Source organism: Pseudomonas sp. S04, assembly GCF_009834545.1.
In the GTDB taxonomy this organism is placed as follows: Bacteria; Pseudomonadota; Gammaproteobacteria; order Pseudomonadales; family Pseudomonadaceae; genus Aquipseudomonas.
In genome coordinates this window covers 3,271,995-3,297,902 of record NZ_CP019427.1, presented here as the reverse complement: position 1 = coordinate 3,297,902, position 25,908 = coordinate 3,271,995, and the positions used below count along the sequence as shown (strand labels likewise).

Here is a 25,908-nt window from a genome sequence, read left to right as displayed (position 1 = left end):
AGCTCAGCCGTCGCCCGCCAGCGACTTCAGATAATCACCGAAGCCGCCTTGCGCACGGGAGTCCAGGCGGCTGCTGGTGCGCACGCGGTTGAGGGCAGTCCAGACGATGCTGGCACCGCTGCGTTGCAAATCCTCCACCAGGCAGACGTCCTCATGCGCCGGCAGCGGGCGGAATCCGCCGACGCGCTGATAGGCTTGCGCACACACCCCCAGATTGGCGCCGTGCACATGTCGGTGGCCTTCCCGGGATTGATACAGCGCCTGGTAGCGCTGGCGTACCGCCGGGCAATGGTCGGGGTGCCAGTCATCGATGCTGACCGTGCCACACACTGCATCGGCCTTGAATGCCAACTGCTGGCGCAGCCAGTTGCGGGGCACCCGGCTGTCGGCATCGGTACAGGCCAGCCAGCGCGCGCCCTGGTCGAGCATGTAGGCGGCGCCGGCCCGGCGGGCACACCCGACGTTACCGTCGTTGATCACCAGGGTCTGCACGCCACTGGCCTGGGCGATGGCTAACGAGCGGTCGGTGCAGGCATCCAATACCACCAGGATCGCCACTGCTTCTCCAGCGCGTTCGACGTCGTGCGCGGCGCAAGCGAGGGCGTCAAGGCAGCGTTTGAGCAGGGCCTGTTCATTGTGAGCCGGGACGACGACGCCGATCATTGGGTGGGTTCTTCGAGGTCAGGACGGTAGGGGCCTCGGCACCAGAGCTCGAGGATGAAATCGGGTTCCTCGTGGCGCACGGCACGCGGTAAATGCAGATGGGCATCGAGCATGGCGTGGACCTGCGCCCCGGTTTGCGGGCAGCCGGCAATGGGTTGCAGCCAGTGGCAGGCCAGGACCGCCCCCTGGGGACTGAGGCTCGCGCGGGCCTGGTCGATCACCTGACGCCAGTCGTTACTGTCCAGGTAATAGCCCAGTTCACTGAGCACAATCAGGTCGAACTGGCCTTCGGGCCACTCTTCAGGCAACCGACCTTGCACCACCTGCACCTCGGGATACCCGGCCAGGCGTTCGGCGGCCAGGGCCACGGCGGTGTGGCTGAGGTCCATGCACAACAGACGGTCGCCGCGTTCGGCCAGGCCCAGGCTCAACTCGCCATTGGCACAGGCCGGCTCGAAGACCCGCCCATAGCGTTGGCGAGGTAACAAGGCAAGGGTCAGTGCCCGTTTGCGTTTTTCGTACCAGCGGCTGCGGAACGCCCATGGGTCCGGATTGGCACTGAACAGCTGTTCGAAGTAGATCGCCGACAGGCTCATAGAAACACCAGTTCAAAGGGTTGCAGCAGGCGTTCCAGCACTGCCGGGGGGAGAATGGCTGGCTGGCCGGTACTCGGGTCGGCCAACAGTTGGCTCTGGTGCGCAGCAATTGCCCGGCGCTTGCGCACCAGGAAACGCGGCGCGACCAGCAGTTTGCGGGCGCGCAACCACGGCAGGCGGTGATCCTCCGGTTCTGCCCAGTGCCAGGCCCAGACGGGCACTTCCAGCAGATGGGCCTGGCGCGTACGGCAGGCACTGGCACAGGCGCGGCCCACGGCTTCGTGATCACAGTGGCCGTCATGGCGCCAGGTGGTGAGCACCTGGTCGTCCGGGCGAATCAGCGCGCAGAGTTGCTGCACCAGCTGCGTTTCGCTTTCGCCTACCGCGGAGTCGGCGAACCCCAGGCGCAACCAGTCAAGTCGTTGCGCATCCAGACCCAGGTGCGCCAAGGCCCGGGCACTTTCCCGAGGCCGCTCGGCGCCGAGGCGCTCGGTGGGCCAGAGGCTGGACCCCGGGTGGCTGCCTTCCCCATCGGTGACGGAAATCATCAGCATGCAGGTGGCGTCGCTGGCCAGGCTGGCCAACAGTCCGCCGCACATCAGCACCTCGTCATCCGGGTGCGGGGCGACCACCACCAAGCGCCGGCCCAAGGGCAGGATCAGCTCGCGGGGCAATGACGGTACGGCTTGCAAGGCGCGGGATGCCTGCCACTGGGCCAGCGAGGTACCCGCGCCTTGAATCAGTGGGTCTGGGTCCTGGCTCATAGGCACCAGCCCCGCGGATCACGTCCGTGCAGTTGCCGGCCGAGTTCAGCCAGGTCGCGCTCGGCGTGGCTCTGCCGGATAAACACCGGCAGGTCAGCGCTCAACCGGGCGAAGCGCGGATCGCGGCAAAAGGGCGTGGCGCCCAGTGCTCGTCCGACGTGCCATTGCACCTGGGCTACTGCCGCTTCCACCAGGGCGCGGGTCCGACGCACGGTAAATTCCGCATCGGCCTGGGGCTGAGCATCGATCCACGCGGCGCACTCGCGCAAACCGGACGCCGCGCTGGCGAGCGCAGCGTCGACGGCTCCCAGGTGTGCTTGCGCGTGGGGATCGTTGCGCGGTCCGGCGCAGGCGTGGTGCAGGACCTCGGCCAGGGTCCGCGCGGCGCCGTACCAGCAGGCGGCAATGCCGGCACCGCCATGCCAGAATCCAGGACGCTGCACATACGCACCGCTGCCCCCCACGCAGTGGGCGCGGGCGCCGTCGAGGTGGACACTGACGCTGGCGGTCGTGGCCATCCCGCGGGCCTGCCAGTCGTCACTGTCGATGCGCAGAGCGCCTTGGCTGAGTGCCAGCGCCACCAGTTGCGCACGGTCGTCTTCGTCCCAGGCGGTGAGCAAGGCATGGTCGATCTGCAGGGCTCCGGAGCACCAGGCCTTGGTCCCGCTCAATTGCACCGCCCCGTGCTCGCGACCGACGATTCGCACCCTGGCCGTTGGCGGCTCGGCCGCCCAGACGCCCCAGATGCCCGGGCTGTCCAGGTGCAGGGCATCCAGTTCGGCAAGAATCGCCTTGGCATCGGTGTGGCCTTCGAACAGCTTGAGCAGCGCCAGGTCATTGCCCGCTACCTGTGCCAGGGTGCGCCAGCGTTGCAAGGTCTGGCCCTGGCCGGGCAGCGGCAGGTCGGCCTGGCCGTCTGCCAGGCAGCGGCGCATGATCTCGGGTAACTGGCGATCAAGTTCCAGCGGCGCGGCGCGCTGGCCAAAGTCCTCGAGGATCTGCTCAAGCGAACTCCTCCCGTCCTGCGCTGTCGACCTGTTCATGCTGACTACTCCCTGCTGACCCAATGCGCTGGATGGCGAGTACCGCCGCCTTCATAGCATTGTGAGAGATCGGCATTTAAGGAGTTCAATCTGCTTTATCCGCTGCCGATGTCATCTATGATCAACAGATCCAGAACAACCCATGCAGCGTGCAACAGTGGGTGCGGCAGTACCTGCCGACATCCGGGCAGCGCCTGATAAAAAAACGAGAAGGCCGCCATGAGTGAACAACCGGGTACCCGCAGCGATCCACTGGAGCAAGGCCGACTGCGCTTGTTGATTGACGCGGTGGTGGACTACGCCATCTACATGATCGACCCCGAGGGTATCGTCGTCAGCTGGAACGCCGGCGCGGCGCGGATCAAGGGTTATGACGAAGCCGAGATCCTCGGTGCGCACTTTTCCAGGTTCTACACCCCAGAGGATCGCCAGGACGGCACGCCACAACGAGCCTTGCGCACCGCCATCGAGGAAGGGCGTTTCGAGGGCGAGGGCTGGCGGGTTCGCAAGGACGGCAGCCATTTCTGGTCCCATGTGGTGATCGACCCGATTCGCGACCCCCAGGGCAAGCTGCTGGGATTTGCCAAAATCACCCGCGACCTGACTGAGCGCAAGGCGGCCGAGGAAACCCTCAAGCAGAGCGAACAGCAGTTTCGCCTGCTGGTGCAGAGCGTCACCGACTACGCCATTTACATGCTCGACCCCACCGGCCGGGTCAGCAACTGGAATATGGGCGCCCAGCGGATCAAGGGCTACCTGCCGCAGGAAATCATCGGCCAGCATTTTTCAGTGTTCTATACCGCCGAAGACCGCACCGCGGGCGAGCCCGAACGGGCGCTGGAAGTGGCGACCCGCGAAGGGCGGTTTGAAAAGCAGGGCTGGCGCATGCGCAAGGACGGCACGCGCTTTCTCGCCCACGTGATCATCGACCCGATCCGCAGTGAAACCGGGTCGATCCTGGGGTTTGCCAAGATCACCCGCGACATCAGCGAAGCGACCCAGGCCCAGCGGGAATTGGAGATAGCCCGCGAAGCGCTGTTCCAGTCGCAGAAGCTGCAGGCCATCGGTCAACTCAGTGGCGGTATCGCCCATGACTTCAATAACCTGCTGACGGTCATCCTCGGCAACCTGGAACTGCTGCGCAAGCGCGCCGGGGAAGACCCCAAACTCCTGCAACTGCTGGACAACGCCGCCTTGGGCGCCCAGCGCGGGGTCTCGCTGACCCAGCGCATGCTAGCCTTTGCCCGGCGCCAGGAGCTCAAGGCAGAGTCGGTGGCCTTGCCCCATTTGCTGGAGAACATCACCGGCTTGCTGCGCAGCTCCCTCGGGCACCTGGTGACCATCCACTGTGATTTACCTCCCGACTTGCCGCCCGTGCAGGCGGACGTCAACCAGTTGGAGCTGGCGATCCTCAACCTGGCGACCAATGCGCGCGATGCCATGCCACTGGGGGGACGCATCCTGATCAACGCGGTGGATTCGCTCAAGGGGCATTCGATCCCGGCCCAATTGACGGGCCAGCGGTATGTCTGCCTGTCGGTCAGCGATAACGGGCACGGCATGGATAGCGAGACCCTGGCCCAGGCCACCGAACCTTTTTTCACCACCAAGGGTGTGGGTAAGGGCACCGGGTTGGGCTTGTCGATGGTTCATGGCTTGGCGGAGCAACTGGGCGGTTGCCTGATTCTTGGTAGCGAGCAGGGCCTGGGTACCACCGCGCAGTTGTGGTTACCCCAGGCCGTCACCGCAGTGGCCCAGGCGTCCAGCGCACCCGATGCGGCGCAAGATGGGTTTACCCGCCTGTGTGTGCTGCTGGTGGATGACGACAGCCTGGTGTTGACCAGCACCTCGTTGCTGCTCGAAGACCTTGGGCATCGGGTGATCTGTGTGACGTCGGGCACCGAGGCCCTGCAGGTGTTCAAGAAACGCAGCGACATCGACCTGGTGATCACCGACATGGCCATGCCGCTGATGGATGGCGCACAACTGGCCGCAGCCATCCGCGAGTTGCACCCTGACATGCCGATCATTCTCGCCACCGGCTTCGCCCAGCGCCTGGACGGCTTCGTTGCCCACTTGCCGCGTCTGGCCAAACCTTTTACCCAACTGAACTTGATGGAAATCCTTAACAAGGCGATGCGCTGAGCTGTGGTGGCAGGTAACGATGGCGGACTACCGGCGGGCCTCTGGGGTGTTGGATTAGACCGAGTACATATCCATTTTTGCGGTAACGGCCTCCTATGGTTCCGCTTTTACAGCGGCTCACTTTTGGAGGAGCCCAAAAGTAAGCAAAAGGCTCTTGCCCCACCACTCGGCACCTCGCTTAGGCTCGGTGTTCCCTCACTCCGGCTTGAATCCGTGGGCCGCCGCCACGCGCCATCCATGGCGCGGGGCGGCTAACCCGGCGTCCTGCCGGGTTACCCACGGCTTCAAGCCTGCGTTCGGCCAGCGTGGTTAACGGGGCGCCCAGGATCAAGAGCCAGAGCCAGAGCCAGAGCCAAAGCGAAAGCAAAAGCCAGATCAAAAGATTGCTGACTTCGTCAGCGTCTGAGGAAGTAGAAGCTACACCGCGCATGCCCTAGCGATCAGGTCGGCTTTTAGGCCGCCTCGCTTTGTTTTTGATCCTGGGCGCCCCGTTAACCACGCTGGCCGGAGTCCGATATTGATTTGGGGGGTAAACCGGCAGGACGCCGGTTTAGCCGCACTGGGCCAGGGAAGGCCCATTGCGGCGGCCCCCCAAATCAATGTCGGAGTACGGGCATGCCGAGCCTAAGCGAGGCACCGAGTGGTGGGGAAAGAGCGTTTTGCTTACTTTTGCGCTGTCCAAAAGTGAGCCGGCCGTGAACTGCCCCCCGAATGTTGGACACCTGACCCCTCGGGAGGGTGTTCCATGACGAAATACAACCTAGCACTCAAGCAATCACTGATTGAAGAGTGTTTGTCTGCCAGTAGCGTTCATGAGGTGGCCCTCAAGCATGGCTTGAGTCCATCGCTGCTGCGGCGCTGGATCAAGGGTTTTGAAAAACACGGTGCCTCTGGCTTGATTGCCAAGTACAGCCATTACGATGCCCAGTTTAAATTGAAGGTTTTGCAGTGCATCGAACAAGATGGACTGTCGGACCAACAGGCCTGTATACGGTTTGATATCCGTGGTCCAAGTAGTATCAGGCAGTGGCGAAAGCTGTACGATGAAGGCGGTGTAGAAGCACTACAACCGCATCGTCTTAAAGAGTCCAGCATGCCCCGCAAACCTTCTAGGCAACCCAAAGCAAGTCCTGTTCTTCCTGCGGACGCAGAGCTGACCTCTGAACAAATGCTCGCAGAACTGGCCTATCTGCGCGCGGAGAATGCCTATCTAAAAAAGCTCGATGCCTTAATCCAAGCGGATCCCCGTACTGCGCAGCCAAAAAAACGCAGTCCGTCCAAGGATTGAGGCATGAGTATCCACTTGCTCTGTTGCTACGTGCTGCGGGACTTGCACGCAGTACCTTCTATTATCAAAGCAAAACACTGCTAACCGACAAGCATGCCGACCTTAAAGATCGCATCCGCAGCGTCTATCACGGGCATAAGGGGCGTTACGGCTACCGCCGTATCACCGCAACCCTTGGAAACAGTGGTGAGTTGATCAATCACAAGAAGGTGCATCGGCTGATGCAGATGATGGGCCTCAAGTCGTTGGTCAAAGTGAAGAAATATCGCTCTTACCGAGGTGCTGAAGGGCTTGTTGCGCCTGATCTACTAAAGCGCGAATTTAAGGCAGAAGCCCCTAACCAGAAATGGGCAACCGACGTGACGGAGTTCAAGGTGAAGGGGCAGAAACTGTTTCTTTCGCCTCTCATGGATTTGTACAACGGCGAGATCCTGGCTTACCAGATCAACCGACGTCCCGAGTTCAGGATGGTTTCGACGATGCTGGAAAAGGCCTTCGGGCGACTGAATCAAGGGGACAAACCGATACTGCACTCTGACCAGGGTTGGCAGTACAGGCAGCCTACCTACCGACACATGCTGGCCGAAAAGAGCATCGAGCAGAGCATGTCGCGCAAGGGTAATTGCTTGGACAATGCCGCCATGGAAAGCTTTTTCGGCACGCTCAAGAGCGAGTTTTTCTATCTGGAATCATTTGAGAGTGTGGAGCAGCTGGCATCAGGCATAGAGGATTACATCGCCTACTACAACCAAGACCGCATAAGCCTCAGACTGAATGGCTTGAGCCCGGTACAATTTCGGACCCAGGCATTAAATCAATAGCGTCCCCTGTCCAACTTTCGGGGGGCAGTTCACCGTCAGGGCGGAACCATAGGAGGCCGTTACCGCAGAAATGGATATGTACTCGGTCTAATCCAACACCCCGGTCGGCCCACAGCCGCAAGCGGGCGCCCGCGATGGTCGTGAACGCTGACACGTATCTCCTGAATAAATGCGGCGCCCTCAGGTTTTTCGCGAGCGAGCTCGCTCCTACAGAAGCCCAATCCCACAGCTCCCTCTATCCCGGCACCAGGTCCGGGCGGATGTACTCGGGCGACAACACGTTCAACCAGAACAGGATCATGTTGACCATGATAGTCACCACCACCAGCAAACCAATGCCCCACACCGCTGCGGCATACAACAACCCGCGGTCCTGATTCAGGCGCATGAACTTGGGCAACCCGATAAACAGCAGGTAGCTGGTGTAGGCACCGGCGAGTATCAGCGCGCTGATGGCCAGCCAGCGGTTGGGGTACAGCGCGCTGATCCCGGACAGGAAAAACGGGGTCGCCACGTACGCCGCAAAGCCGATGCACTGGTTGAGGTTCGGCCGGGCCTCGAAGGCGCGCGACATCCAGCGGATAAACCCGCCCATCAAGGCAGTGCCCAAGACCATCGCCCCGTACATCAGCAGGCACAGTTGCAAGGCGCTGTTGAAGCTCAGGCGCACGGTTTCATCCTCGGCCAGGCTCCAGCCGACCCAGGTGGTGCCGATGAACAGGCACAGGGTCGGCAACAGCGCCAACAGCAGCAGGTGGGCCAGGTAGTGTCTGGGATGTTGCTCTTCTTCGCTGCGGATCTCGGTCCAGGCAAAGTCCGGATGGGTAAAGAGTCTGACGATATGGGGTTTCATGACTGCCTCCAGTCGGCATCAGCCGCAAACGGCCTCTTATAGGTATGGATGCAAGGCAGCAGTCAGGGTTTCAAGTTTTTCGCCTTGTAGCGCTCGTAACCGACCAACAGCGGCTGGGTGCTTAAGCCGTGGAGCAGAATGCTCAAGGCCACCACCGACAGCGTGAAGTGGGTAGACACCGCCGCCACCTGGGCATCGAGCCCGTGGTTGAGGGCGTAGAACAGGTAAAACAGACTGCCGATCCCGCGAATGCCGAACCAGCCCACCAGCAGGCGCTGGCGCATATCGAGCAGCTTGCCCCAGGGCATTAGCAGCACACTCAATGGGCGGATCAGCACGAACAGCGCCAGGGCCACGGGCAGGGCGCGCCAGTCCCAGTGCGTGAGCAACACCACGCCCAGCAGCGTCACCAGGAACACCTCCATGGCGCGTTCGACGATGCTGCCGAATGACAACATGTCGCCCATCATGATACCGGCCGCGACCTGGCCGTCCGCCAACGCCTGCCGATCACCGTGGATCGCGTGTTGCGGCTCGACATGCTGATGCCCGACCAGCGGCTGCACCAGGTGTTCGGCCGGCGTACGGGCGCCGGTCAGGCGCACTTCGGCCTGGCGCAAGCCCAGCCCGGCGGCAAATACCGAGAGAAACCCGTAGCCTTCGATCGCCTCGGCCGCCACATAGGCCAGGGCAATCAAGGCCAGGCTCAAGTAGTCGTTGGGGGACAGGGTGCTGTCGTCATTGCGGATACGCATCGACAGGGTCAGGCGGCCCAGCCCACGGCCCATCCAGTAACCGGTCAACAGCCCTGCAGGCACCGCCCAGAGCAGATCGCGCAGCAGCCATTCGGTCAGCCACGCGCTGTCATCGCGCAGCAGCAGCAAGCCGAGAATCACGAACGGGAACGCCACCCCGTCATTGAGCCCCGACTCGCCCGACAGGCCAAAACGCACCCGATCGTAGTCCTTGGCATCGGTGACTTGCACCAGCGACGCCAGGACCGGGTCGGTCGGAGCGAGGATGGCGCCTATCAGCATCGACACCCCCCACGGCAAACCCAGCAGGTAGTGCAGCAACAGGCACACACCGACGATGGTCAACACCATCACCGGCCCGGCCAGGCCGTAGGCAATGCGCCAGGCGCGGTTGGCCAGTGGCAGGCGCAACTTCAGGCCGCCGACAAACAGCGAAAACAGCACCGCGACTTCACTCAGGTGCTCCAGCCAGAAAGACGCCTGGGCGATCTCCAGCTGCAACAGACCCAGGCCCGAGGGCCCGATGGCGACGCCCAGGATCAGGCACACCGCCGAGGTGGTCACCGGCAGCCAACGCAGATAGGAAGAGGTCAGTGCCAGGGTCAGCAAGACCGCCCCCAGCACTGCCATCCATAGAATGAAATTCATCGCCGCACCCTCTATCCCCCTGTGACAACAGGGGGCAACGGGGAATTCAGCGCCGGTTGCGCAAGTAGCGGCCCGTGGTCTTGCTGGCACCCTTCATATCAGGTGGGCCCGTCAGCAAACAGTACCGTCCAGGTGCAAGACCGCACCGGTCACGCTGGCCCCGGCGCTACTGGCCAACAGCAGCAGAGGACCGTTGAGTTGCAACAACCGCTCGTGGTTGGCCCGGTCGACACCCGGGGCGATGACGTTGACCCGAATTCGGTGCGGCGTCAGTGACTCGGCCATCGCCCGGCTCATCCGGATCAGACTGCTGTGGGCCCGCAGGCACGGATTGGGTTCGCTGATAGGTCGCGGTGGCGGGTCGATATTGACGATGCTGCCGCCACGTTCCGCCACTATCATGCGCTGGCTGGTGCACAGTGCGACATCGTTGAACTCGCTGTCATGCTCGCGTTCGGCACTGTTGTTGATCAGCACGTCGACGCTGCCGAACCGCACTTGCACCGCATCCAGTGCGGCCTCGATGCTGGCGTGACGGCGGCTGTCCAGGGGCACGGTCAAGACCTGCGCACCTTCCCATTGCAGGTCTGCCGCCAGTTGCTGGACTTGCCGTGGATGCTGGGCACCGAGCACTACGCGGGCACCGGCCCGGCTGATCAGGCGTGCAAAGTGTTCGCCCAGGCGAGTGGCCGCGTCGGCCACCAGCACCGTCTTGCCGGCCATGGAGAACGGCTGCAGCAGATCGCTCATGGCCGTACCTCCACCAAGGTCGCGGCGTGCGGCGGCGGGGGGCTTGCCGTCGAGGAATTGATCCCGGCTTCGGCCGCGAGCTGGCGCAGGCTCATCGACTCGAAGCCGTTGCGGGAAATCAGTTTGATGGCGGCCAGGCGGATGTTGGTTTCAGTCATGTTCATGGGCAGGCTCCAGCGCTCATCAAGCGTGGCTAGTGTCGCCCCGCCAGAGGGTGGCGGGGCGGACGCTTATTGCAGGTTGCCGGCGACCGCAATGGTCTGGGCAGTGATGTAGTTCGACTCGGGCGAGCAGAACAGGTACACCGCATCGGCGGCTTCCTGTGGCGTCCCGGCGCGGCCCAGGGGGTTGCGCTGGGAGTGGGACTTGGCCGCTTCCGGGCTGATCCCGACGCGGATGTCCCGGCCTTCGATGTTCACGGTGGCGCCAGCGTTAGCGTCGGCCCGGGTCATGCGGGTCTCGATATAGCCGAACGCCACGGCGTTCACGTTGACCTTGAAGCGGCCCCATTCGCGGGCCAGTGAGCGGGTCATGCCGATCACCCCGGCCTTGGCCGAGGAGTAGTTCATTTGCCCGGCATTGCCGTTGAGGGCCGAGGTCGAGGAAATGTTCACCACTTTGCGGAACACTTCGCGCTCTTGCGCAGCTTCTGCCAGGGCCTGGGCCTTGATGATCGGATAGGCCGCACGCAGGATGCGGAAAGGCGCTGTCAGGTGGCAGTCGAGGATCGCGTGCCACTGCTCGTCGCTCATCTTCTGAATCACGTCGTCCCAGGTGTAGCCGGCGTTGTTGACGATGATGTCGATGCCGTTGAAGTGGTCCATCGCGGTCTTGATATAGCGGTCGGCAAAGTCCGGGGCGCTGACGTTGCCGTGGCAGACGGCGGCTTGGCCACCCATTTGGCGGATCAGCTCCGCGGTTTCGTGGGCCGGGTCGGCATCCAGGTCGTTGATCACGATGCGTGCGCCTTCACTGGCCAGCTTCAGGGCGATCTGTTGCCCGATACCGCGACCGGAGCCGGTGACCAGTGCCACTTTGCCTTCGAGTTTTGCCATGGGTGTAGCTCCTCTGTTATGGGTTGGGTTTACAGGGCGATCACAGCGTCACCAACAATCCTGGTCTCGCCGTATTGGTTGGTGGTGCGGACCTGGACCTTGATGCATTGCTCGCCGTGGGCTTGAAAACGCTCGACCACCGTGCCGGTACAGGTGATCTGGTGACCGAGGTGGGTGATGCCCAGGAAGCGCACGGAAAATTCGCGCAATTGACGCTGATCGACCCACTGGGTCAGCAAACGCCCCAGGTAGGCCATCGACAACATGCCGTGGGCGAAGACATCGGGCATGCCGGCCTTGCGTGCGTAGTCGGTGTCGATGTGAATCGCGTTGTGATCGCCCGAGGCGCCGGCAAACAGCGCCAGGGTGGTGCGGTTGATCGGGTTCAGCGTCAGGGGTGGCAGTTGCTCGCCGACCTTGATTTGTTCCAGGCTGATGGCATTCATAGCTGTTCTCCGCTTCAGCTGTTGCGCTGCACAAGCACGCTGCGCAGGTCGGCGACGTGTTCACCGCGTTGATTGGTGACTCGGGTTTCGCGCACCACAAACTCCAGGGCGCCGGCTTTTTTGTCGTAGATGTCGGCGATCCGCACTTCAAAGCGCAGGGTGTCGCCGGCATAGGCCATGCGGTGATAACGAAAGGACTCTTCGCCGTGCAGGATGCGTGCGGTGACGATGCCCAACTCTTCCCGCCAGGCGTTGGACGGCATCTGCAACTCCAGCGAGAACAGAAAAGTCGGCGGCAGCGGCAAGCTCGGGTGCCCGGCATCGCGGGCGGCCTGTTCGTCGAAATAGATCGGGTTGGTTTCCCCGGTAGCCTTGGCGAAAAAGCGCAGTTGTCCGGCTTCGGCGGTGGCGAGGAAGGCGGGCAGTTGCCGGCCAATGTGGTGCTTGTCGATCATGGCAATGACTCCGTGGTAGGCAGGCCGTGTCAGTTTTTCTGGTACACGGTGACGACACAGGCGCCACCCAGGCCCAGGTTGTGCTGCACCGCGATGCGTGCGCCCTCGACCTGACGCCGGTCGGCGCTGCCACGCAGTTGATGGGTCAGCTCGTAGCACTGGGCCAGGCCGGTGGCGCCCAGCGGGTGGCCCTTGGAAAGCAGGCCGCCGGACGGGTTGGTCACCCATTCGCCGCCATAGGTGTTATCGCCATCGTTGACCAGTTGCTCGGCGCCGCCTTCGGCACACAGGCCCAGGCCCTCGTAGGTCAGCAGTTCGTTTTGCGCAAAACAGTCGTGCAACTCGATCACGTCGATGTCTTTGGGGCCGATCCCGGCCTGGTTGTAGGCCAGTTGCGCGGCCATGCGGGTCATGTCGAAACCCACCACGCGGATCATGTCCTTGGCGTCGTAGGTGCTGGGCAGGTCCGTGGTCAGGGCTTGGCCGGCTATCAGCACGTCAGTACGCAGCCCGTGTTTTTTCGCGAAGGCTTCGGAGACCACAATGCTGGCAGCCGCACCGCAGGTCGGTGGGCAGGCCATCAGGCGGGTCATCACGCCTTCCCACAGCACAGGGGCGCTCAGCACCTCTGCGGCACTGACCACGTTGCGAAACACCGCCAGCGGGTTGTTGGCCGCATGACGGCTGGCCTTGGCGCGAATTTTCGCGAAGGTCTCAAGGCGCGTGCCGTACTTCTGCATGTGGGCGTAGCCGGCTCCGCCGAACTGGCGGATGGCGTTGGGCAGGTCCGGCATGCCCACCAGTTCGTTGGTCACACTCAGGGCCCGTTCGGTGGCCGGTGCACGATCGCTCCAGGCCGACTTCAGTGCGCCGGGGTTCATTTGCTCGAAGCCAAATGCCAAAGCGCATTCCACGGCGCCGCTGGCCACGGCCTGGCGAGCGAGGAACAGAGCCGAGGAGCCGGTCGCGCAGTTGTTGTTGACGTTGATCAGCGGGATGCCGGTCATGCCGACCCGATACAGGGCTTTCTGGCCGCAGGTGGAGTCGCCATAGACGTAGCCGGCATAAGCCTGCTGAACATCGCTCAACTGAAGGCCAGCGTCCGCCAGGGCCAGGCGGATAGCCTGCTCGCCCATTTGGTCGTAGGGGTCGTTGGTTCCGGGCTTCTTGAACTGGATCATGCCGACGCCCGCAACGAATACCTTATTGCTCATCGAGTGGTTCCTTATTGTTGTTCAGGGTTCAGAGCTTGCGCGCGATCATTTCGCGCATGACTTCACTGGTGCCGCCGTAGATCCGGTTGACCCGCATGTCGACAAAGGCCCGGGCGATCGGGTACTCGAGCATGTAGCCGTAGCCGCCGTGCAGCTGGACCATGTCATCGATGCATTTCCACAGGGTTTCGGTGGTGTAGAGCTTGGCGATCGCCGCCTCTTCAAGCGTCAGCCGGCGACGCATGTGTTCGCCCAGGTAGTAATCGACCATCACTCGCATGGCGGTGGCCTGGGCCTTGATGTCAGCGAGTTTGAATTTGCTGTTCTGGAAGTCCCAGACCGTCTGGTTGAAGGCCTTGCGCTGCTTGACGTACTCGAGTGTCTGTTCCAGCAGGCGCTCCAGCTTCGCGGCGGCGGACACGGCAATGGAGAAACGTTCCTGGGGCAGTTCCCCCATCAGGTAGGCAAAGCCCTGGCCCTCTTCACCGAGGCGGTTGGCGACCGGTACCCGCACGTTGTCGAAAAACAGATCGGCGGTGTCTGCCGCAGGCTGCCCGACTTTCTCCAGCTTGCGTCCGCGCTTGAAACCGGCACGGCTGGCTTCCACGGCGATCAGGCTGATGCCCTTGGCGCCGGCTGCCGGATCGGTCTTGCACACGACGATCACCAGGTCGGCACTCAAGCCGTTGCTGATGAAGGTCTTGCTGCCATTGATCACGTACTCGTCACCGTCGCGCACCGCACTGGTACGCACGGCCTTGAGGTCACTGCCGGTACCGGGTTCGGTCATGGCGATGGCGAGGATGGTTTCGCCGCTGCAGATCCCGGGGAGCCAGCGTTGTTTTTGTTGTTCGTTGCCGCAACGATTGATGTAAGGGGCGATGACATCCGAGTGCATGCCGAAGTAGGCACCGCTGACGCCTGCCCGGGCGAACTCTTCGTTGAATACCGCGCAGTGGCCGAAGTCGCCGCCACCGCCACCGTATTCGGTAGGCAGGGTGATGCCCAGCAAGCCTTCGCGACCCGCCTTGAGCCAGGTTTCGCGGTCGACCTGGCCGGCCTTGTCCCAGGCGGCTTGGCGCGGCAGGCATTCACGCTCGAAAAAACGCCGCACGGTGGTGCGGAACATTTCATGGTCGTCGCGAAAAACGGTTCGGGCGATATGCACTCTGGGCTCCTCAATGTTCGTCGGCCAACAGCGATCCGCCATGGCCAGGCGCAGACGCAAAGGCACGTGTTGCGCCTTTGAATTGAGCACTACGATAGGGGGAGGGCACCGAGGCAAACGCCACCCGAGGCGGGTGGCAAAGAGAAAAAACCTGCGCCAGTGCGCTGGGGAAAAGGCCGGAGCAAAGCGAGCCGGCAACGATGACGCGTGGATTCAGGATGGCCGCGGCGCTCTCCGGGCCTTCGCGAGCAGGCTAGCCCACAGTAAATCTATGGGACGGGGCTTGCCTGGGATGGCCATAGGTATCTACACAACTTTGTAGCGGCCTCTGGGGTGTTGGATTAGACCGAGTACATATCCATTTTTGCGGTAACGGCCTCCTATGGTTCCGCCTGACGGCGGCTCACTTTTGAACAGCGCAAAAGTAAGCAAAACGCTCTTTCCCCACCACTTGGTGCCTCGCTTAGGCTCGGCATGCCCGTACTCCGACATTGATTTGGGGGGCCGCCGCAATGGGCCCTCCCTGGCCCAGTGCGGCTAAACCGGCGTCCTGCCGGTTTACCCCCCAAATCAATATCGAACTCCGGCCAGCGTGGTTAACGGGCGCCCAGGATCAAAAACAAAGCGAGGCGGCCTTCGAGCCGACCTGATCGCTAGGGCATGCGCGGTGTGGCTTCTACTTCCTAAGACGCTGACGAAGTCAGCCATCTTTTGATCTGGCTCTGGCTCTGGCTTTGTTTTTTGATCCTGGGCGCCCCGTTAACCACGCTGGCCGAACGCAGGCTTGAAGCCGTGGGTAACCCGGCAGGACGCCGGGTTAGCCGCCCCGCGCCATGGATGGCGCGTGGCGGCGGCCCACGGATTCAAGCCGGAGTGAGGGCACACCGAGCCTAAGCGAGGTGCCGAGTGGTGGGGCAAGAGCCTTTTGCTTACTTTTGGGCTCCTCCAAAAGTGAGCCGCTGTAAAAGCGGAACCATAGGAGGCCGTTACCGAAGAAATGGATATGTACTCGGCCAAATCCAACACCCCGGCCGGCCCACAGCCCGCCACAAAGTTGTGTAGATACCTATGCCGGGATGGCGGTGTGTCAGGGTCCATAAATGTTGGCTGTGCCACCCCCTGTGGGGACCGGCGCCCGCTTGCGGCCTGCCGGCGATGCTCGCGATGCGTACGCCTATCAGTCCTGGGACTCCAGGTCGCGCACGCGGGCTACCGCTTCGTCGCGGCTGTTGACGCCAAGCTTGCTGTAGATATGGCTCAAATGCCATTTCACGGTTTCCGGCGATAACCCCAAGGCGCGGGCGATTTTTTTGTTGGGCAGTGCTTGAGCCAGCAGGCGCACGACCTCGATCTCCCGCTCGCTCAGCGGTTCGATGCTGTTGGCCTGGGGTTTGCTCGGCGTGGCCTGGGCAGGCTTGCCGGAGACGGCGGCGGGGACGGGGACGGCCACGTGGGCGGCCTGCAAGCGCTCGACGTAAAACGCCAGGACTGGGTCGAGGGTTTCCTGGCGAGTGATTTCCAGGATCAGGTCAAGGGCGTCCGGGTGGGCATCGAGCAGGCTGCGCAGCAGCCCGAAGCGTTGTCCGCGGCGCAGCGCCAGCAGCACTTTGTCGCGCGCGGCAGCCGGGTTGCCGCGCCGCGCCTCGATCACGGCACTCAACACCAGCAGGCGCACCGCACCGAGTTGCCGACGATGCCGTTCGCAGGTGTCGATCAATTGTTCAATGCGCTGCAAGGCGCCGTCGAGGTCGCCCTGGTGAATCTGCCAGCGGGCCCGTGCGTTCTCGGTCAGGATGTGAATTTCCTTGAGTGCACTGTGTCCGGCGTCGGGGTGGCGGGCGTCGATGGCTTCCAGCCTGGCCAGTTTGGCCTGGGCGGCGGCGGGTTCGTCGAGCAACAGGTGCCAGTGCACCCGCCAGGTCAGGCAGTAGGACTGCAAGCGGTCCAGCCCGAGTTTGCTCGCGTATTCGTCGAGCCGATCGACGAAGGCGAAGGCCTCCTGATGGTTACCGGCGAGCCACTGCACTTTCCACAGCACCTGGAGCACCCGCAGCACCGAGTCGGGTATCGAAATCCGCTCAAGAATGTCGACCCATCCGGAGAGTAACTTGAAGGCCACGTCGACATCGTTGGTTTCGTACAACACCTCGCCCAGCAGTGCGGTGGCCAGGTAGGTCGCATCCGTCCCGGCCTTGCCGCAGTGGGCCGCTTCGTGGATCACGTCCCGATAGACGCGCTCCGACTGCTTCATCTGGCCTTCCAGGGCATGGCTCAACCCGGTCATGCAGCGGCCCTGGAGGCTACCGGCCGAGGTCCCGAGGAAGGGCTCGCCGTTAATCAGCAACGCTGGCCGGTCGAATTGCACCTGACGCGCCTTTTCGTATTCACCGCGGTGCATGTAGAGCCAGGACAGGATATTGGTGCAGGAGCCGATCGCGACACTGTTGCTGCCTGCCGGAGGGGCGAGCAATTGCGGCAGGACCGTCATCGCCGCATCGGTGTCATCCCGTTGCAGGGCCAGAGAGGCCCGCAGCAGGGCGACCATGAAACGATCATGCATCTGGTGTTCGGGGACGTCGTGAAGCAGTTGATCAAGGCTGTTGGCACAGGCAATGAAATCCCGGGCATAGAGCTGCATGCGGGCCTTGAGGATGCGCAGCTTGACCCGTGCCTGCACCTGCTCGACCGGCAACAGCCGGACCAACTCGATCAGCATGCGCAGGTCGCCATGGGCGTATAGCGCTTCGGCGTGTTGCTCGACCAGGTCGGCGGCAGCGTCGGGATCACCGCTCATCACCGCATGGTGCACGGCTTCATCCAGGTGTTGCTGGTCACGGAACCAGGCCCATGCCCGCGCATGCACGGCCTGTTGCTCGGCCCGGCTGCGCGAGTCGAAGTACTTGAGCAGGGTTTCGCGCAGCAACGGGTGCAGCCGGTACCAGGTTTCACGCTTGGCGCTGTCCACGGGAATCAGGAACAGGTTGTCGCGCTCCAGGCGCGCCAACAGCGCGCTGGCTTCGCTGACGGCCTGAGGGTGACCGCTCAAGGCCGCACACAACGAGGCGCAGAAACGGTTGCAGACCGCCATGAGCAACAGCAGGTCGAGGTCGGTGGGCGACAGGTGGGACAACACCTCGATCTCGAAAAAACGGGCGAAGGCCTGGTCGTCGCGCACCAGCGTCTGTACCGCGGCGCTGGTCGTGGCCGCTTGGGGGCGATTGTTCTTGCGACTGACCGCGAGCAACTGCATGCCTGCGACCCAGCCATCGGCCTGCTCATGGATCAAGCGCGCGTCACGGGCATTGATCTCACCCAACTGTGCCTTGAGGAACTGCGCGGATTCGGCCGGGGTGAAGCGCAAGTCGCGCAGGCTCAACTCCAGAACCAGTTCCTGGCTGCGCAACCGCGCCAGGGACAACGGCACCGCACTGCGCGACACCAGCGCCAGGTGCAGGTTGGCCGGCGCGTAATCGATCAGCCATTGCAGGGCTTGGTGAATGCCCACGTCCGTCAGGTGATGCAGGTCATCGAGCACCAGCACCAGCTCTTTGGTGCGCCGGGCAATGCTGCGCACCAGGGTGATCACCGTGCGCTCGACGGCCTCGCTGTCGATGCCCCGCCCTTCGAGCTGGGTCGCTTCGTGCACCAGGGCGGGGTCGATCTGGCCCAGGCTGGCCAGCAGATAGTCGAGAAAACGGGTCAGCTCATTATCGTCGGCAGACAGGGTCAACCAGGCGACGTCAAAGCCCAGGGGCAACAGGGCCTGGCGCCAGGCGATCAAGGTCGAGGTCTTGCCGCAGCCCGCCGGTCCCTTGAGCACGATGCAGCGCTGGCGACGGGCCTTGAGCATTTGGTCCTGCAGGCGCTCACGGGCGACCAGGCGTGCGGCACCGCGTGGAGGAATCAGCTTGGTACTGACAATCGGCGACTGGCTTGCCGTCGTGGGGCTGTCCGAGGCAGTGGACTTGGGGTGTTTGTCCATGGGGCTATCCGATTCATTTTTGTTTTGAGCGTGCTCGAATCGGACCGAGTGTAGCGCAGAGTTTGCCGCGTATGGCGCTCTGTTTGGCCAGGGCCGCAACCCGGGTCAATGGGGCAGGCAATCGCCACCCGATGTGGGTGGTGGCCGCGACAAAGGGGCTTGTTCTACTGGCTGGCATAGGCAAGCGACGCCTGGCACAGAGCACCGGCGTCGCCGCATCGAACAAAAAAACAAGTGCCGCCAGCCGCCAACGCCGGTCGCCCACCCGCACGCCCATCGAGAGACCATCGCAGCGCTGGAGTTAGCCCATGGCCATTCAATTCAAGATCATCGAACACGTGGCACTGGTCACGCTCGACGCGCCCCATTGCAACAACGCCCTGACCATCGGCGACCTGATGCACCTGCGCAAGACCCTGCGTGCCTGCCAGGACGATGAGCAGGTGCGGGTCATCGTCCTGCTCGGGGCCGGTGAGCGCGCCTTCTGTTGCGGCGCCCACTTCAAGGAGTCCCTGCGCCCGGTGCCGGGGTTTGTCGCAGGGGCCCTGAAAAGTCGCGAGACCGAAGCCGAGGAGGGCGGTTACAACCGCTTGCTGGACCTTAGTGACCTGGACCTCTGGAAACCGCTGATCGCCGGGATCCAGGGCCTGTGCCTGGGTGGCGGCCTTGAACTGGCGTTGCAGTGTGATCTGCGAATTGCCACTGACGGCGCCTCATTCGGCCTGCCGGAAGTGCGCATGGCCGCCATCCCCTCGGCGGGTGGCGTGCAGTACCTGCTGCGTGCGGTAGGTTCGGCGCACGCGATGAAAATGGCCCTGACTGGCGAGCCGATCAATGCCCAGGAAGCCTTGCGCATTGGCCTGGTCAGTGACCTGGTGCCCGCCGGGCAGCTGCAAGCCGTGGTACTGGAGCTGGCGGAGCGGATCGCCGGCAACGGTCCGCTGGCGGTGCAATCGATCAAACAGTTGGCGGTGCAGACCGCCCATCTACCCGCGCGGGATTTTGTCAGCCAAGCCAACCTGCACTGGGGCCTGCTGCGTGACAGCCAGGACTTCGCCGAAGGCCGCCTGGCATTCGCCCAAACGCGTGCGCCCAAGTACACCGGTACCTGAAATCCCCATACCGCGCTGCATGTGTCCCGACCTGACAACAACAATTACAGGAGACTCATATGTACCTGACTCAAGGACTGCACCGCATGGCGCAGCAACAGCCCGATGCCCTGGCCACGGTGTTTCGTGACCGGCGCCAGAGCTACGCGCAAATGACCGATCGTGTCGCGCGCCTGGCCGGTGCCCTGCAAAAGCTCGGCATGCAAGCCGGTGATCGCGTTGGCCTGTTGGGCCTGAACAGCGACCGCTTCCTCGAATACTTCCTCGCCACCTGGTGGGGCGGTGGCGTGGTCAACCCGGTGAACATTCGCTGGAGCGTCGCGGAGATTGTCTATTCGCTGGATGACTGCGACACCCGCATTCTGTTCATCGACGACACCTTCCTGCCCCTGGCGCCGGCGATCTCGGCCTCGGCCCGAGTCACACCATTGCTGATTCACGTCGGCGATGGCCCGGCACCGGCAGGCATGCTCTCGTTCGAGCAGCTGATTCGCGACAACGCGCCGGTGGATGATGCCTTTCGCGGTGGCGAGGACTTGGCCAGTATCCTCTACACCGGGGGCACCACCGGCCAGCCCAAGGGCGTCATGCAGTCACACATGAACCTGTGGTCGGCGGCCGTGGCGCGTGCAGCGGATGTGCCGGTGCCGGCGGATGCCATGACCCTGCACATCGCGCCCATGTTCCACCTGGCGGCGTTGTCCCGGGTGATCCTGATCTCGCTGATCGGGCTGCCGAGTGTGTTTGTCCCGGCTTTTGATGCCTCGGACGTGATGCGCACCATCGAGCGCGAGCGCATCAGCGATATCCTGATTGTGCCGACCATGCTCCAGGCGCTGATCATGCACCCGGACTTTGCTCGCCATGACCTCAGTAGCCTGCGCAGCCTGACCTACGGCGCCTCGCCGATTGCCGTGCCGTTGCTGGAACTGGCGCTCAAGGCCCTGCCCAATGTCGAATTCACCCAGGGCTATGGCATGACCGAAGCGGCGCCGCCGATCAGCGCCAATGGTCCGCAGAATCACAGCGCCGAAGGGATCGCCAATGGCCGCTTGCGTTCGGCCGGGCGTCCGGGACTGGGAGTGACAGTGCGCATTGTCGACGAACACGACAACGAAGTTGCGTGCGGCACCGTGGGCGAAGTGATTGTCCGTGGCCCGAACATCATGCTCGGGTACTGGAACAAACCCGAGGAAACCGCCCAGGCCTTGCGCGGAGGCTGGATGCATACCGGGGACGGTGCCTACATGGACGAGGACGGCTACCTGTACATTGTCGACCGCTTCAAGGACATGATTGTCAGCGGCGGCGAGAACATCTACTCCGCTGAGGTAGAGAGTGCGATCGCCAGTCATCCGGCTGTGGCGGTGTGTGCGGTGATCGGTATCCCGTGCCAGCAGTGGGGTGAGGCGGTGCACGCGGTCGTCGTGCTGAAGCCGGGCAACCAGGCGGCCGATGCGGAGATCATGGAGCACTGTCGGCGGTTGATCGCGGGCTACAAGACTCCCAAGTCGGTGGAGTTCCGCGAAGTCCTGCCGCTGTCCGGCGCGGGCAAGATTCTCAAGCGTGACCTGCGCGAGCCGTTCTGGCAGGGCAAAGACCGGAGCGTCAGTTGATGGAGACGCCCAGCCGTGGTGTGAGCTCGGTCCCCGAAGGATTTTCACCGGTGCAGGGCGCTTCGAAGTTCCTCAGTGGTTGTGCCGAGTTTTACATTCACCATGAACGGCCGGTCCTGGCGGTGCGTGTCCTGGGCCGGCACCTTAATTACGTGGGCATTGCCCATGGTGGTTTCCTTGCCACGGTTGCCGACAGCGCCTTTGGGATGATGCTCCGCCGCCTGCTGGTGATGGAGCGGGCGGCCATCACCGTCAATTTGAACCTCGACTACCTGGGCGCAGTGCGCGAAGGCGACTGGCTCGAAGCCCACGTCGAAATCCACAAGGCCGGCAGCAGCTTGATCAATGCCAGTTGCCGACTGCTGGTCGGCGAGCGCTTGGTGCTGCGCAGCAACGGCGTGTTCACGCGCTGGAAACACCCACTGCCGCACGCCGAATGATCCGCTGGGCGTAGCCTGCGCCCTCCTGACACAAGGGTGAAACCCATGTACATGACTTTATGCCTGCAGCGCACGCTGCAGCAGACGCCAGAGCAGATGGCGACGATTTTCGGCGCGCGCCGCCAGACCTATCGCCAGTTCGCCGACCGCGTCGCGCGCCTGGCGAGCGCCTTGTGCGAGCTGGGCATGGCCCCGGGGGACCGGGTCGGGATGCTGGCGCTCAACTCCGACCGCTACCTGGAATACATCATGGGAGTGTGGTGGGGTGGCGGGGTGCTCAACCCGGTCAACACCCGCTGGAGCGTGGCAGAAATCGTCTACGCGCTGGACGATTGCGACACGGCGATCCTGATCATCGACGAGCATTTCCTCGCCCTGGCCGACGCCATCCGCGCGGGTGCGCGCAATGCGCCGTGCTTGATCTACGCCGGGGAAGGACCAACACCCGCCGGCATGCTCGGCTTCGACGAGCTGATTGCCCAGGCCAGGCCAATGGCCGACGCCGGTCGGGGTGGCGAGGACCTGGCGTGCATCATGTACACCGGTGGCACCACCGGCTTTCCCAAGGGGGTCATGCAGTCGCACCTGAATCTGTGGTCGGCGTGCATGCCGCGCATGGTCGACATGCCGCCGATACCCGGCGGCCGGCTGTTGCAGGTGGCGCCGCTGTTCCACGTCGCCGGCATGGCCCGGGCGCTGATCCAGTTCCTGGCCGGCGAGTGCCATGTGCTGGTGTCGAGCTTCGAACCCCTGGCGGTGCTGCAGGTGATCGAACGCGAGCGGATCAGCGAGACCCTGCTAGTGCCGACCATGATCCTGGCGCTGCTGGACCATCGCGCGTTGTCGCGGTATGACCTCAGCAGCCTGCAACGCTTGACCTACGGCGCTTCCCCCAGTGCCGGGGAGATGGTCGAGCGCCTGCTGGCACGCTTTCCAGCGCTTGAATTGTCCCACTCCTATGGGCTGACCGAAGCCTGTCCGGTGGTCTCCAGCAACCTGCCGTGCAATCACAGTGCATCGGCGCGTGCAAGCGGGCTATCGCGTTCGGTGGGGCGTGGCGGGCTGGGGTTGCAGGTGAAAATCGTCGACCCCCAGGGCCAGGAGGTGCCCCGCGGTACCGTGGGCGAAATCATCGTGCGCGGGCCGAACGTGATGCAGGGGTACTGGAACAAACCCGAGGAAACCGCCCAGGCCCTGCGTAACGGTTGGCTGTACACCGCAGACGGCGCCTATATGGACGAGCAGGGCTACCTGTTCATCGTCGACCGGCTCAAGGACATGATTGTCAGTGGCGGTGAAAACATCTACTCGGCCGAGGTCGAGAACGTGCTGGCGCGCCATCCGGCGGTGGCCCAGTGCGCGGTGATCGGCATCCCCCATGCACAGTGGGGCGAGGCGGTGCATGCCGTGGTCGTGCGCCAGTCCGGCGCCCAGGTCGACGAAGACCAATTGCGTCGTCATTGCCGCGCATTCATCGCGGGCTACAAGTGCCCGAAAAGCATCGAGTTCCGCGAAACGCTGCCGCTGTCGGCCGCCGGTAAAGTGCTCAAGCGCGAACTGCGCGCGGCCTTCCAGTAGCATCGGGGCCAGGCTCGCAGCCGGGCAGGTCCGGCGGCTGCTACCCGATCCGGGTGGCCCCTTGCGTCAGCCGGCTCACTACATTGGCTCCATGAACCAAGCACACGCCTGCTTGGCCACTCACTGGAGAATCCGATGCATATCAACCGTACTGTCTACCGAGAAGACCACGAGATGCTGCGCGAATCGGCGCGGCGTTTTTTTGAGCGCGAATGCCTTCCACTTCAGGCGCAGTGGGACAAGGCCGGGCACGTGGACCGGGAAACCTGGCTCAAGGCCGGGCGCCATAACCTGCTGTGCCTGACGGTACCGACCGAGTACGGCGGGGGGGGCGGTGACTTCGGTCATTCGGCGGTGCTGATTGAGGAGCTGTACCGCTCGGGCGTCTCCGGCTGGAGCCTGGGCGTGCATTCGGACATCGTCGCCCCCTACATCGTGCGCCTGGGCACCGAGGCGCAGAAGCAACAATGGTTGCCGAAAATCTGCACCGGCGAAACCGTGCTGGCCGTGGCGATGACCGAGCCGGGCACTGGTTCCGATCTCAAGGCTATTCGCACCACCGCCGTGCGGGACGGCGACGAGTGGGTGATCAATGGCAGCAAGACATTCATCAGCAACGGCCTGACCTGCGACATGGTCGTGGTGGTGTGCAAGACCGACCCGAGCGCCGGCGCCAAGGGCTGCAGCCTGATCATGGTCGAGTGCGACCGTGCGGGCTTTCGTCGCGGGCGCAAGCTGGACAAGGTCGGCCAGGCCGCTGCCGACACTGCCGAGCTGTTCTTCGACGATGTGCGTGTGCCGGTGGGCAACCTGCTGGGTGAGGAGAACAAGGGCTTCATGCACTTGATGGAAGAGCTGCCGCAGGAACGCCTGGTGATCGCCCTGTACAGCGCGGCCAAACTCGAACGCATGCTTGAGCAGACCCTTGAGTACGTCAAGGACCGCAAAGCCTTCAACCAAACGGTCTGGGACTTCCAGAACACCAAATTCAAACTCGCCGACATCAAGGCCCAGGCCACGGCCGTGCGCCTGATGATCGATCACTACATCGGCGAACACATGCGCCGGCGCCTCACCGTGCAGGAATCGGCCATCGCCAAGCTGTACGCCACCGAGACCCTGTGCCGGTGCATCGACGACATGGTCCAGCTGCACGGTGGCTACGGCTACATGCTCGAGTACCCGATTGCCCGGGCCTTCGTCGACATGCGCGTGACCCGCATCTTCGGCGGTACCAGTGAAGTGCTGCGTGAGTTGATCGCACGCCAGCTTTGATCCTTCCCCTTCAAGTTGCAGGTGACAGCATGAGCGAAAAAGTATTGGTGGCAGGCGTTGGCATGATCCCGTTCAGCAAGCCCAGTGCCAGCCCGACCTATGTGCAGATGGGCGCCGAAGCCGTGCGTCGTGCCCTGGCCGATGCCGGGATCGGTTACCACCTGGTGCAGGAAGCGTACGCCGGCTACGTCTATGGCGACTCCACCTGCGGCCAGACCGTGCTCTATGAAGTGGGCATGACCGGGATCCCGGTGGTCAACGTCAACAACAATTGCTCCACCGGCTCCACCGCGCTGTACCTGGCGCGCAAGGCGATCGAGTCGGGTTCGGCCGATTGCGTGCTGGCGGTCGGCTTCGAACAGATGCAGGCCGGGGCCTTGAAATCCCACTGGGATGACCGCCCGCCAACCCGCGAACGTTTCCTGCCGATCCTGCGGGGCCTGACCGCCGACGTCGGCAGCGACATGGCCCAGGCGCTGCGTACCTTCGGCGGCGCCGGACGCGAGTACATGCACAAGTACGGCACCCGCATGGAGACCTTCGCTGCGGTGCGCGCCAAGGCCAGCCGGCACGCTGCCAATAATCCCCTGGCGTTGTTTCGCAAAGTGCTGAGCACCGAAGACGTGATGGCCGACCCTGTGCTGTGGCCAGGGGTGATGACCCGCCTGATGGCCTGTCCGCCGACCTGTGGCGGAGCGGCGGCAATCCTGGTGTCGGAACGTTTTGCCCGCCAGCACGGCCTGCGCCGCGACGTCGAAATCGTTGCCCAGGCGATGACCACCGATACGCCGGAGTCATTCAACTTCGAAAAACCGTCGTTGCTGGACTGGGTGGGTACCCACATGACCCACGCTGCCGTGAACCAGGTCTACGAAAAAGCCGGCGTCGGCCCGCGGGACATCGATGTCTGCGAGCTGCACGACTGCTTCGCCCAGAACGAAGTGATCTGCTACGAATCCCTGGGGTTCTGCCCTGAAGGCGGCGCCGAACAATTTGTCATGGACGGCGACAACACCTACGGCGGGCAAATCGTTATCAATCCGTCCGGCGGCCTGCTGTCCAAGGGGCACCCGTTGGGCGCCACTGGCCTGGCGCAGTGCTACGAGCTGACCCAGCAATTGCGCGGCAATGCCGAGCAGCGCCAGGTCGAAGGTGCGCGCCTGGCCATGGCGCATAACCTGGGTCTGGGCGGGGCTTGCGTGGTGACGCTGTACGGCAGGGTCCGCGCAGGTGCCCAGTGA

Annotated in this window: 22 protein-coding genes; 8 read left to right on the top strand and 14 right to left on the bottom strand. The window is 63.3% G+C overall.

The window, feature by feature from the left end; genetic code table 11:
- Window positions 1-3 precede the first annotated feature (3 nt).
- Genes PspS04_RS14540 through PspS04_RS14525 form a run of 4 tightly spaced genes read right to left on the bottom strand, consistent with a single transcriptional unit; the run spans window position 4 to window position 3,066 of the window.
- On the bottom strand, window positions 4-663 hold the full coding sequence (locus PspS04_RS14540) for a glycosyltransferase (RefSeq protein WP_095171514.1): 660 nt from the start codon (window positions 661-663) through the stop codon (window positions 4-6).
- The gene (locus PspS04_RS14535) at window positions 660-1,259 is read right to left on the bottom strand and encodes a class I SAM-dependent methyltransferase (protein WP_159996127.1); all 600 of its coding nucleotides are present in this window, start codon (window positions 1,257-1,259) and stop codon (window positions 660-662) included. The genes PspS04_RS14540 and PspS04_RS14535 overlap by 4 nt, the downstream gene beginning before the upstream one ends.
- Complete coding sequence (locus tag PspS04_RS14530) at window positions 1,256-2,023, bottom strand: PIG-L deacetylase family protein (protein ID WP_159996125.1); 768 nt, start codon at window positions 2,021-2,023, stop codon at window positions 1,256-1,258. The genes PspS04_RS14535 and PspS04_RS14530 overlap by 4 nt, the downstream gene beginning before the upstream one ends.
- Window positions 2,020-3,066, bottom strand: a complete 1,047-nt coding sequence (locus PspS04_RS14525; protein ID WP_159996123.1) for an acyl-CoA dehydrogenase — start codon at window positions 3,064-3,066, stop codon at window positions 2,020-2,022. Before PspS04_RS14525 ends, PspS04_RS14530 begins: the two co-directional genes overlap by 4 nt.
- Before the next feature lie 219 nt (window positions 3,067-3,285).
- Here PspS04_RS14525 and PspS04_RS14520 point away from each other — a divergent pair, with 219 nt between their 5' ends.
- The gene (locus PspS04_RS14520; protein WP_159996121.1) at window positions 3,286-5,211 is read left to right on the top strand and encodes a hybrid sensor histidine kinase/response regulator; all 1,926 of its coding nucleotides are present in this window, start codon (window positions 3,286-3,288) and stop codon (window positions 5,209-5,211) included.
- A gap of 745 nt (window positions 5,212-5,956) precedes the next feature.
- Window positions 5,957-7,320, top strand: a protein-coding gene (locus PspS04_RS14515) for an IS3 family transposase (protein WP_159993877.1) whose coding sequence is annotated in 2 segments (ribosomal slippage) — window positions 5,957-6,422 and window positions 6,422-7,320 — 1,365 coding nt in all. Because the reading frame shifts where the segments join, the coding sequence is not laid out codon by codon here.
- Window positions 7,321-7,555: 235 nt separating this feature from the next.
- Here PspS04_RS14515 and PspS04_RS14510 read toward each other — a convergent pair.
- The 10 genes from PspS04_RS14510 to PspS04_RS14465 form a co-directional block, all read right to left on the bottom strand.
- A complete protein-coding gene (locus PspS04_RS14510) occupies window positions 7,556-8,173 on the bottom strand; it encodes a Yip1 family protein (RefSeq protein ID WP_159996119.1) in 618 nt (205 codons plus the stop codon).
- Between the two features lie 62 nt (window positions 8,174-8,235).
- Window positions 8,236-9,576, bottom strand: coding sequence for a cation:proton antiporter (locus PspS04_RS14505; protein WP_095171524.1), 1,341 nt, complete (start codon window positions 9,574-9,576; stop codon window positions 8,236-8,238).
- 111 nt (window positions 9,577-9,687) lie between these two features.
- Window positions 9,688-10,326: an SDR family NAD(P)-dependent oxidoreductase gene (locus PspS04_RS14500; RefSeq protein WP_159996117.1), complete on the bottom strand. Its 639-nt coding sequence runs from the start codon at window positions 10,324-10,326 to the stop codon at window positions 9,688-9,690.
- Entirely contained in the window at window positions 10,323-10,490 is a 168-nt protein-coding gene (locus PspS04_RS14495) for a TetR family transcriptional regulator (protein ID WP_237234917.1), read from the bottom strand. The genes PspS04_RS14500 and PspS04_RS14495 overlap by 4 nt, the downstream gene beginning before the upstream one ends.
- 66 nt (window positions 10,491-10,556) lie before the next feature.
- Entirely contained in the window at window positions 10,557-11,381 is an 825-nt protein-coding gene (locus PspS04_RS14490) for an SDR family NAD(P)-dependent oxidoreductase (protein ID WP_095171527.1), read from the bottom strand.
- Window positions 11,382-11,410: 29 nt separating this feature from the next.
- Window positions 11,411-11,827 carry a MaoC family dehydratase gene (locus PspS04_RS14485; RefSeq protein ID WP_095171528.1) on the bottom strand — a complete coding sequence of 139 codons (417 nt, stop codon included), beginning with the start codon at window positions 11,825-11,827 and terminating at the stop codon, window positions 11,411-11,413.
- 14 nt (window positions 11,828-11,841) lie between these two features.
- The gene (locus PspS04_RS14480; RefSeq protein ID WP_095171530.1) at window positions 11,842-12,282 is read right to left on the bottom strand and encodes a MaoC family dehydratase N-terminal domain-containing protein; all 441 of its coding nucleotides are present in this window, start codon (window positions 12,280-12,282) and stop codon (window positions 11,842-11,844) included.
- Window positions 12,283-12,311: 29 nt separating this feature from the next.
- Window positions 12,312-13,496 carry a lipid-transfer protein gene (locus PspS04_RS14475; RefSeq protein WP_095171532.1) on the bottom strand — a complete coding sequence of 395 codons (1,185 nt, stop codon included), beginning with the start codon at window positions 13,494-13,496 and terminating at the stop codon, window positions 12,312-12,314.
- Window positions 13,497-13,524: 28 nt separating this feature from the next.
- The gene (locus tag PspS04_RS14470; protein ID WP_237235018.1) at window positions 13,525-14,706 is read right to left on the bottom strand and encodes an acyl-CoA dehydrogenase family protein; all 1,182 of its coding nucleotides are present in this window, start codon (window positions 14,704-14,706) and stop codon (window positions 13,525-13,527) included.
- A gap of 1,135 nt (window positions 14,707-15,841) precedes the next feature.
- On the bottom strand, window positions 15,842-18,646 hold the full coding sequence (locus tag PspS04_RS14465) for a LuxR C-terminal-related transcriptional regulator (protein ID WP_159996113.1): 2,805 nt from the start codon (window positions 18,644-18,646) through the stop codon (window positions 15,842-15,844).
- Between the two features lie 308 nt (window positions 18,647-18,954).
- Here PspS04_RS14465 and PspS04_RS14460 point away from each other — a divergent pair, with 308 nt between their 5' ends.
- From PspS04_RS14460 to PspS04_RS14435, 6 genes are all read left to right on the top strand, one after another.
- Window positions 18,955-19,758 carry an enoyl-CoA hydratase/isomerase family protein gene (locus PspS04_RS14460; protein ID WP_159996111.1) on the top strand — a complete coding sequence of 268 codons (804 nt, stop codon included), beginning with the start codon at window positions 18,955-18,957 and terminating at the stop codon, window positions 19,756-19,758.
- Between the two features lie 59 nt (window positions 19,759-19,817).
- Window positions 19,818-21,374 (top strand): acyl-CoA synthetase, encoded by a 1,557-nt coding sequence (locus PspS04_RS14455; RefSeq protein WP_159996109.1) that lies wholly within the window; start codon window positions 19,818-19,820, stop codon window positions 21,372-21,374.
- Window positions 21,374-21,814: a PaaI family thioesterase gene (locus PspS04_RS14450; RefSeq protein WP_159996107.1), complete on the top strand. Its 441-nt coding sequence runs from the start codon at window positions 21,374-21,376 to the stop codon at window positions 21,812-21,814. The genes PspS04_RS14455 and PspS04_RS14450 overlap by 1 nt, the downstream gene beginning before the upstream one ends.
- Before the next feature lie 45 nt (window positions 21,815-21,859).
- Window positions 21,860-23,392 (top strand): acyl-CoA synthetase, encoded by a 1,533-nt coding sequence (locus PspS04_RS14445; RefSeq protein WP_159996105.1) that lies wholly within the window; start codon window positions 21,860-21,862, stop codon window positions 23,390-23,392.
- Window positions 23,393-23,527: 135 nt separating this feature from the next.
- On the top strand, window positions 23,528-24,667 hold the full coding sequence (locus PspS04_RS14440) for an acyl-CoA dehydrogenase family protein (protein ID WP_095171852.1): 1,140 nt from the start codon (window positions 23,528-23,530) through the stop codon (window positions 24,665-24,667).
- Between the two features lie 29 nt (window positions 24,668-24,696).
- Window positions 24,697-25,908: a lipid-transfer protein gene (locus PspS04_RS14435; RefSeq protein WP_159996103.1), complete on the top strand. Its 1,212-nt coding sequence runs from the start codon at window positions 24,697-24,699 to the stop codon at window positions 25,906-25,908.

Excerpts from the sequence above, each read along its gene's own strand:
- PspS04_RS14540 (WP_095171514.1), bottom strand. The coding sequence starts at position 663 with ATGATCGGCGTCGTCGTCCCGGCTCACAATGAACAGGCCCTGCTCAAA.
- PspS04_RS14535 (WP_159996127.1), bottom strand. The coding sequence starts at position 1,259 with ATGAGCCTGTCGGCGATCTACTTCGAACAGCTGTTCAGTGCCAATCCG.
- PspS04_RS14530 (WP_159996125.1), bottom strand. The coding sequence starts at position 2,023 with ATGAGCCAGGACCCAGACCCACTGATTCAAGGCGCGGGTACCTCGCTG.
- PspS04_RS14525 (WP_159996123.1), bottom strand. The coding sequence starts at position 3,066 with ATGAACAGGTCGACAGCGCAGGACGGGAGGAGTTCGCTTGAGCAGATC.
- PspS04_RS14520 (WP_159996121.1), top strand. The coding sequence starts at position 3,286 with ATGAGTGAACAACCGGGTACCCGCAGCGATCCACTGGAGCAAGGCCGA.
- PspS04_RS14510 (WP_159996119.1), bottom strand. The coding sequence starts at position 8,173 with ATGAAACCCCATATCGTCAGACTCTTTACCCATCCGGACTTTGCCTGG.
- PspS04_RS14505 (WP_095171524.1), bottom strand. The coding sequence starts at position 9,576 with ATGAATTTCATTCTATGGATGGCAGTGCTGGGGGCGGTCTTGCTGACC.
- PspS04_RS14500 (WP_159996117.1), bottom strand. The coding sequence starts at position 10,326 with ATGAGCGATCTGCTGCAGCCGTTCTCCATGGCCGGCAAGACGGTGCTG.
- PspS04_RS14495 (WP_237234917.1), bottom strand. The coding sequence starts at position 10,490 with ATGAACATGACTGAAACCAACATCCGCCTGGCCGCCATCAAACTGATT.
- PspS04_RS14490 (WP_095171527.1), bottom strand. The coding sequence starts at position 11,381 with ATGGCAAAACTCGAAGGCAAAGTGGCACTGGTCACCGGCTCCGGTCGC.
- PspS04_RS14485 (WP_095171528.1), bottom strand. The coding sequence starts at position 11,827 with ATGAATGCCATCAGCCTGGAACAAATCAAGGTCGGCGAGCAACTGCCA.
- PspS04_RS14480 (WP_095171530.1), bottom strand. The coding sequence starts at position 12,282 with ATGATCGACAAGCACCACATTGGCCGGCAACTGCCCGCCTTCCTCGCC.
- PspS04_RS14475 (WP_095171532.1), bottom strand. The coding sequence starts at position 13,496 with ATGAGCAATAAGGTATTCGTTGCGGGCGTCGGCATGATCCAGTTCAAG.
- PspS04_RS14470 (WP_237235018.1), bottom strand. The coding sequence starts at position 14,706 with ATGGCGGATCGCTGTTGGCCGACGAACATTGAGGAGCCCAGAGTGCAT.
- PspS04_RS14465 (WP_159996113.1), bottom strand. The coding sequence starts at position 18,646 with ATGGACAAACACCCCAAGTCCACTGCCTCGGACAGCCCCACGACGGCA.
- PspS04_RS14460 (WP_159996111.1), top strand. The coding sequence starts at position 18,955 with ATGGCCATTCAATTCAAGATCATCGAACACGTGGCACTGGTCACGCTC.
- PspS04_RS14455 (WP_159996109.1), top strand. The coding sequence starts at position 19,818 with ATGTACCTGACTCAAGGACTGCACCGCATGGCGCAGCAACAGCCCGAT.
- PspS04_RS14450 (WP_159996107.1), top strand. The coding sequence starts at position 21,374 with ATGGAGACGCCCAGCCGTGGTGTGAGCTCGGTCCCCGAAGGATTTTCA.
- PspS04_RS14445 (WP_159996105.1), top strand. The coding sequence starts at position 21,860 with ATGTACATGACTTTATGCCTGCAGCGCACGCTGCAGCAGACGCCAGAG.
- PspS04_RS14440 (WP_095171852.1), top strand. The coding sequence starts at position 23,528 with ATGCATATCAACCGTACTGTCTACCGAGAAGACCACGAGATGCTGCGC.
- PspS04_RS14435 (WP_159996103.1), top strand. The coding sequence starts at position 24,697 with ATGAGCGAAAAAGTATTGGTGGCAGGCGTTGGCATGATCCCGTTCAGC.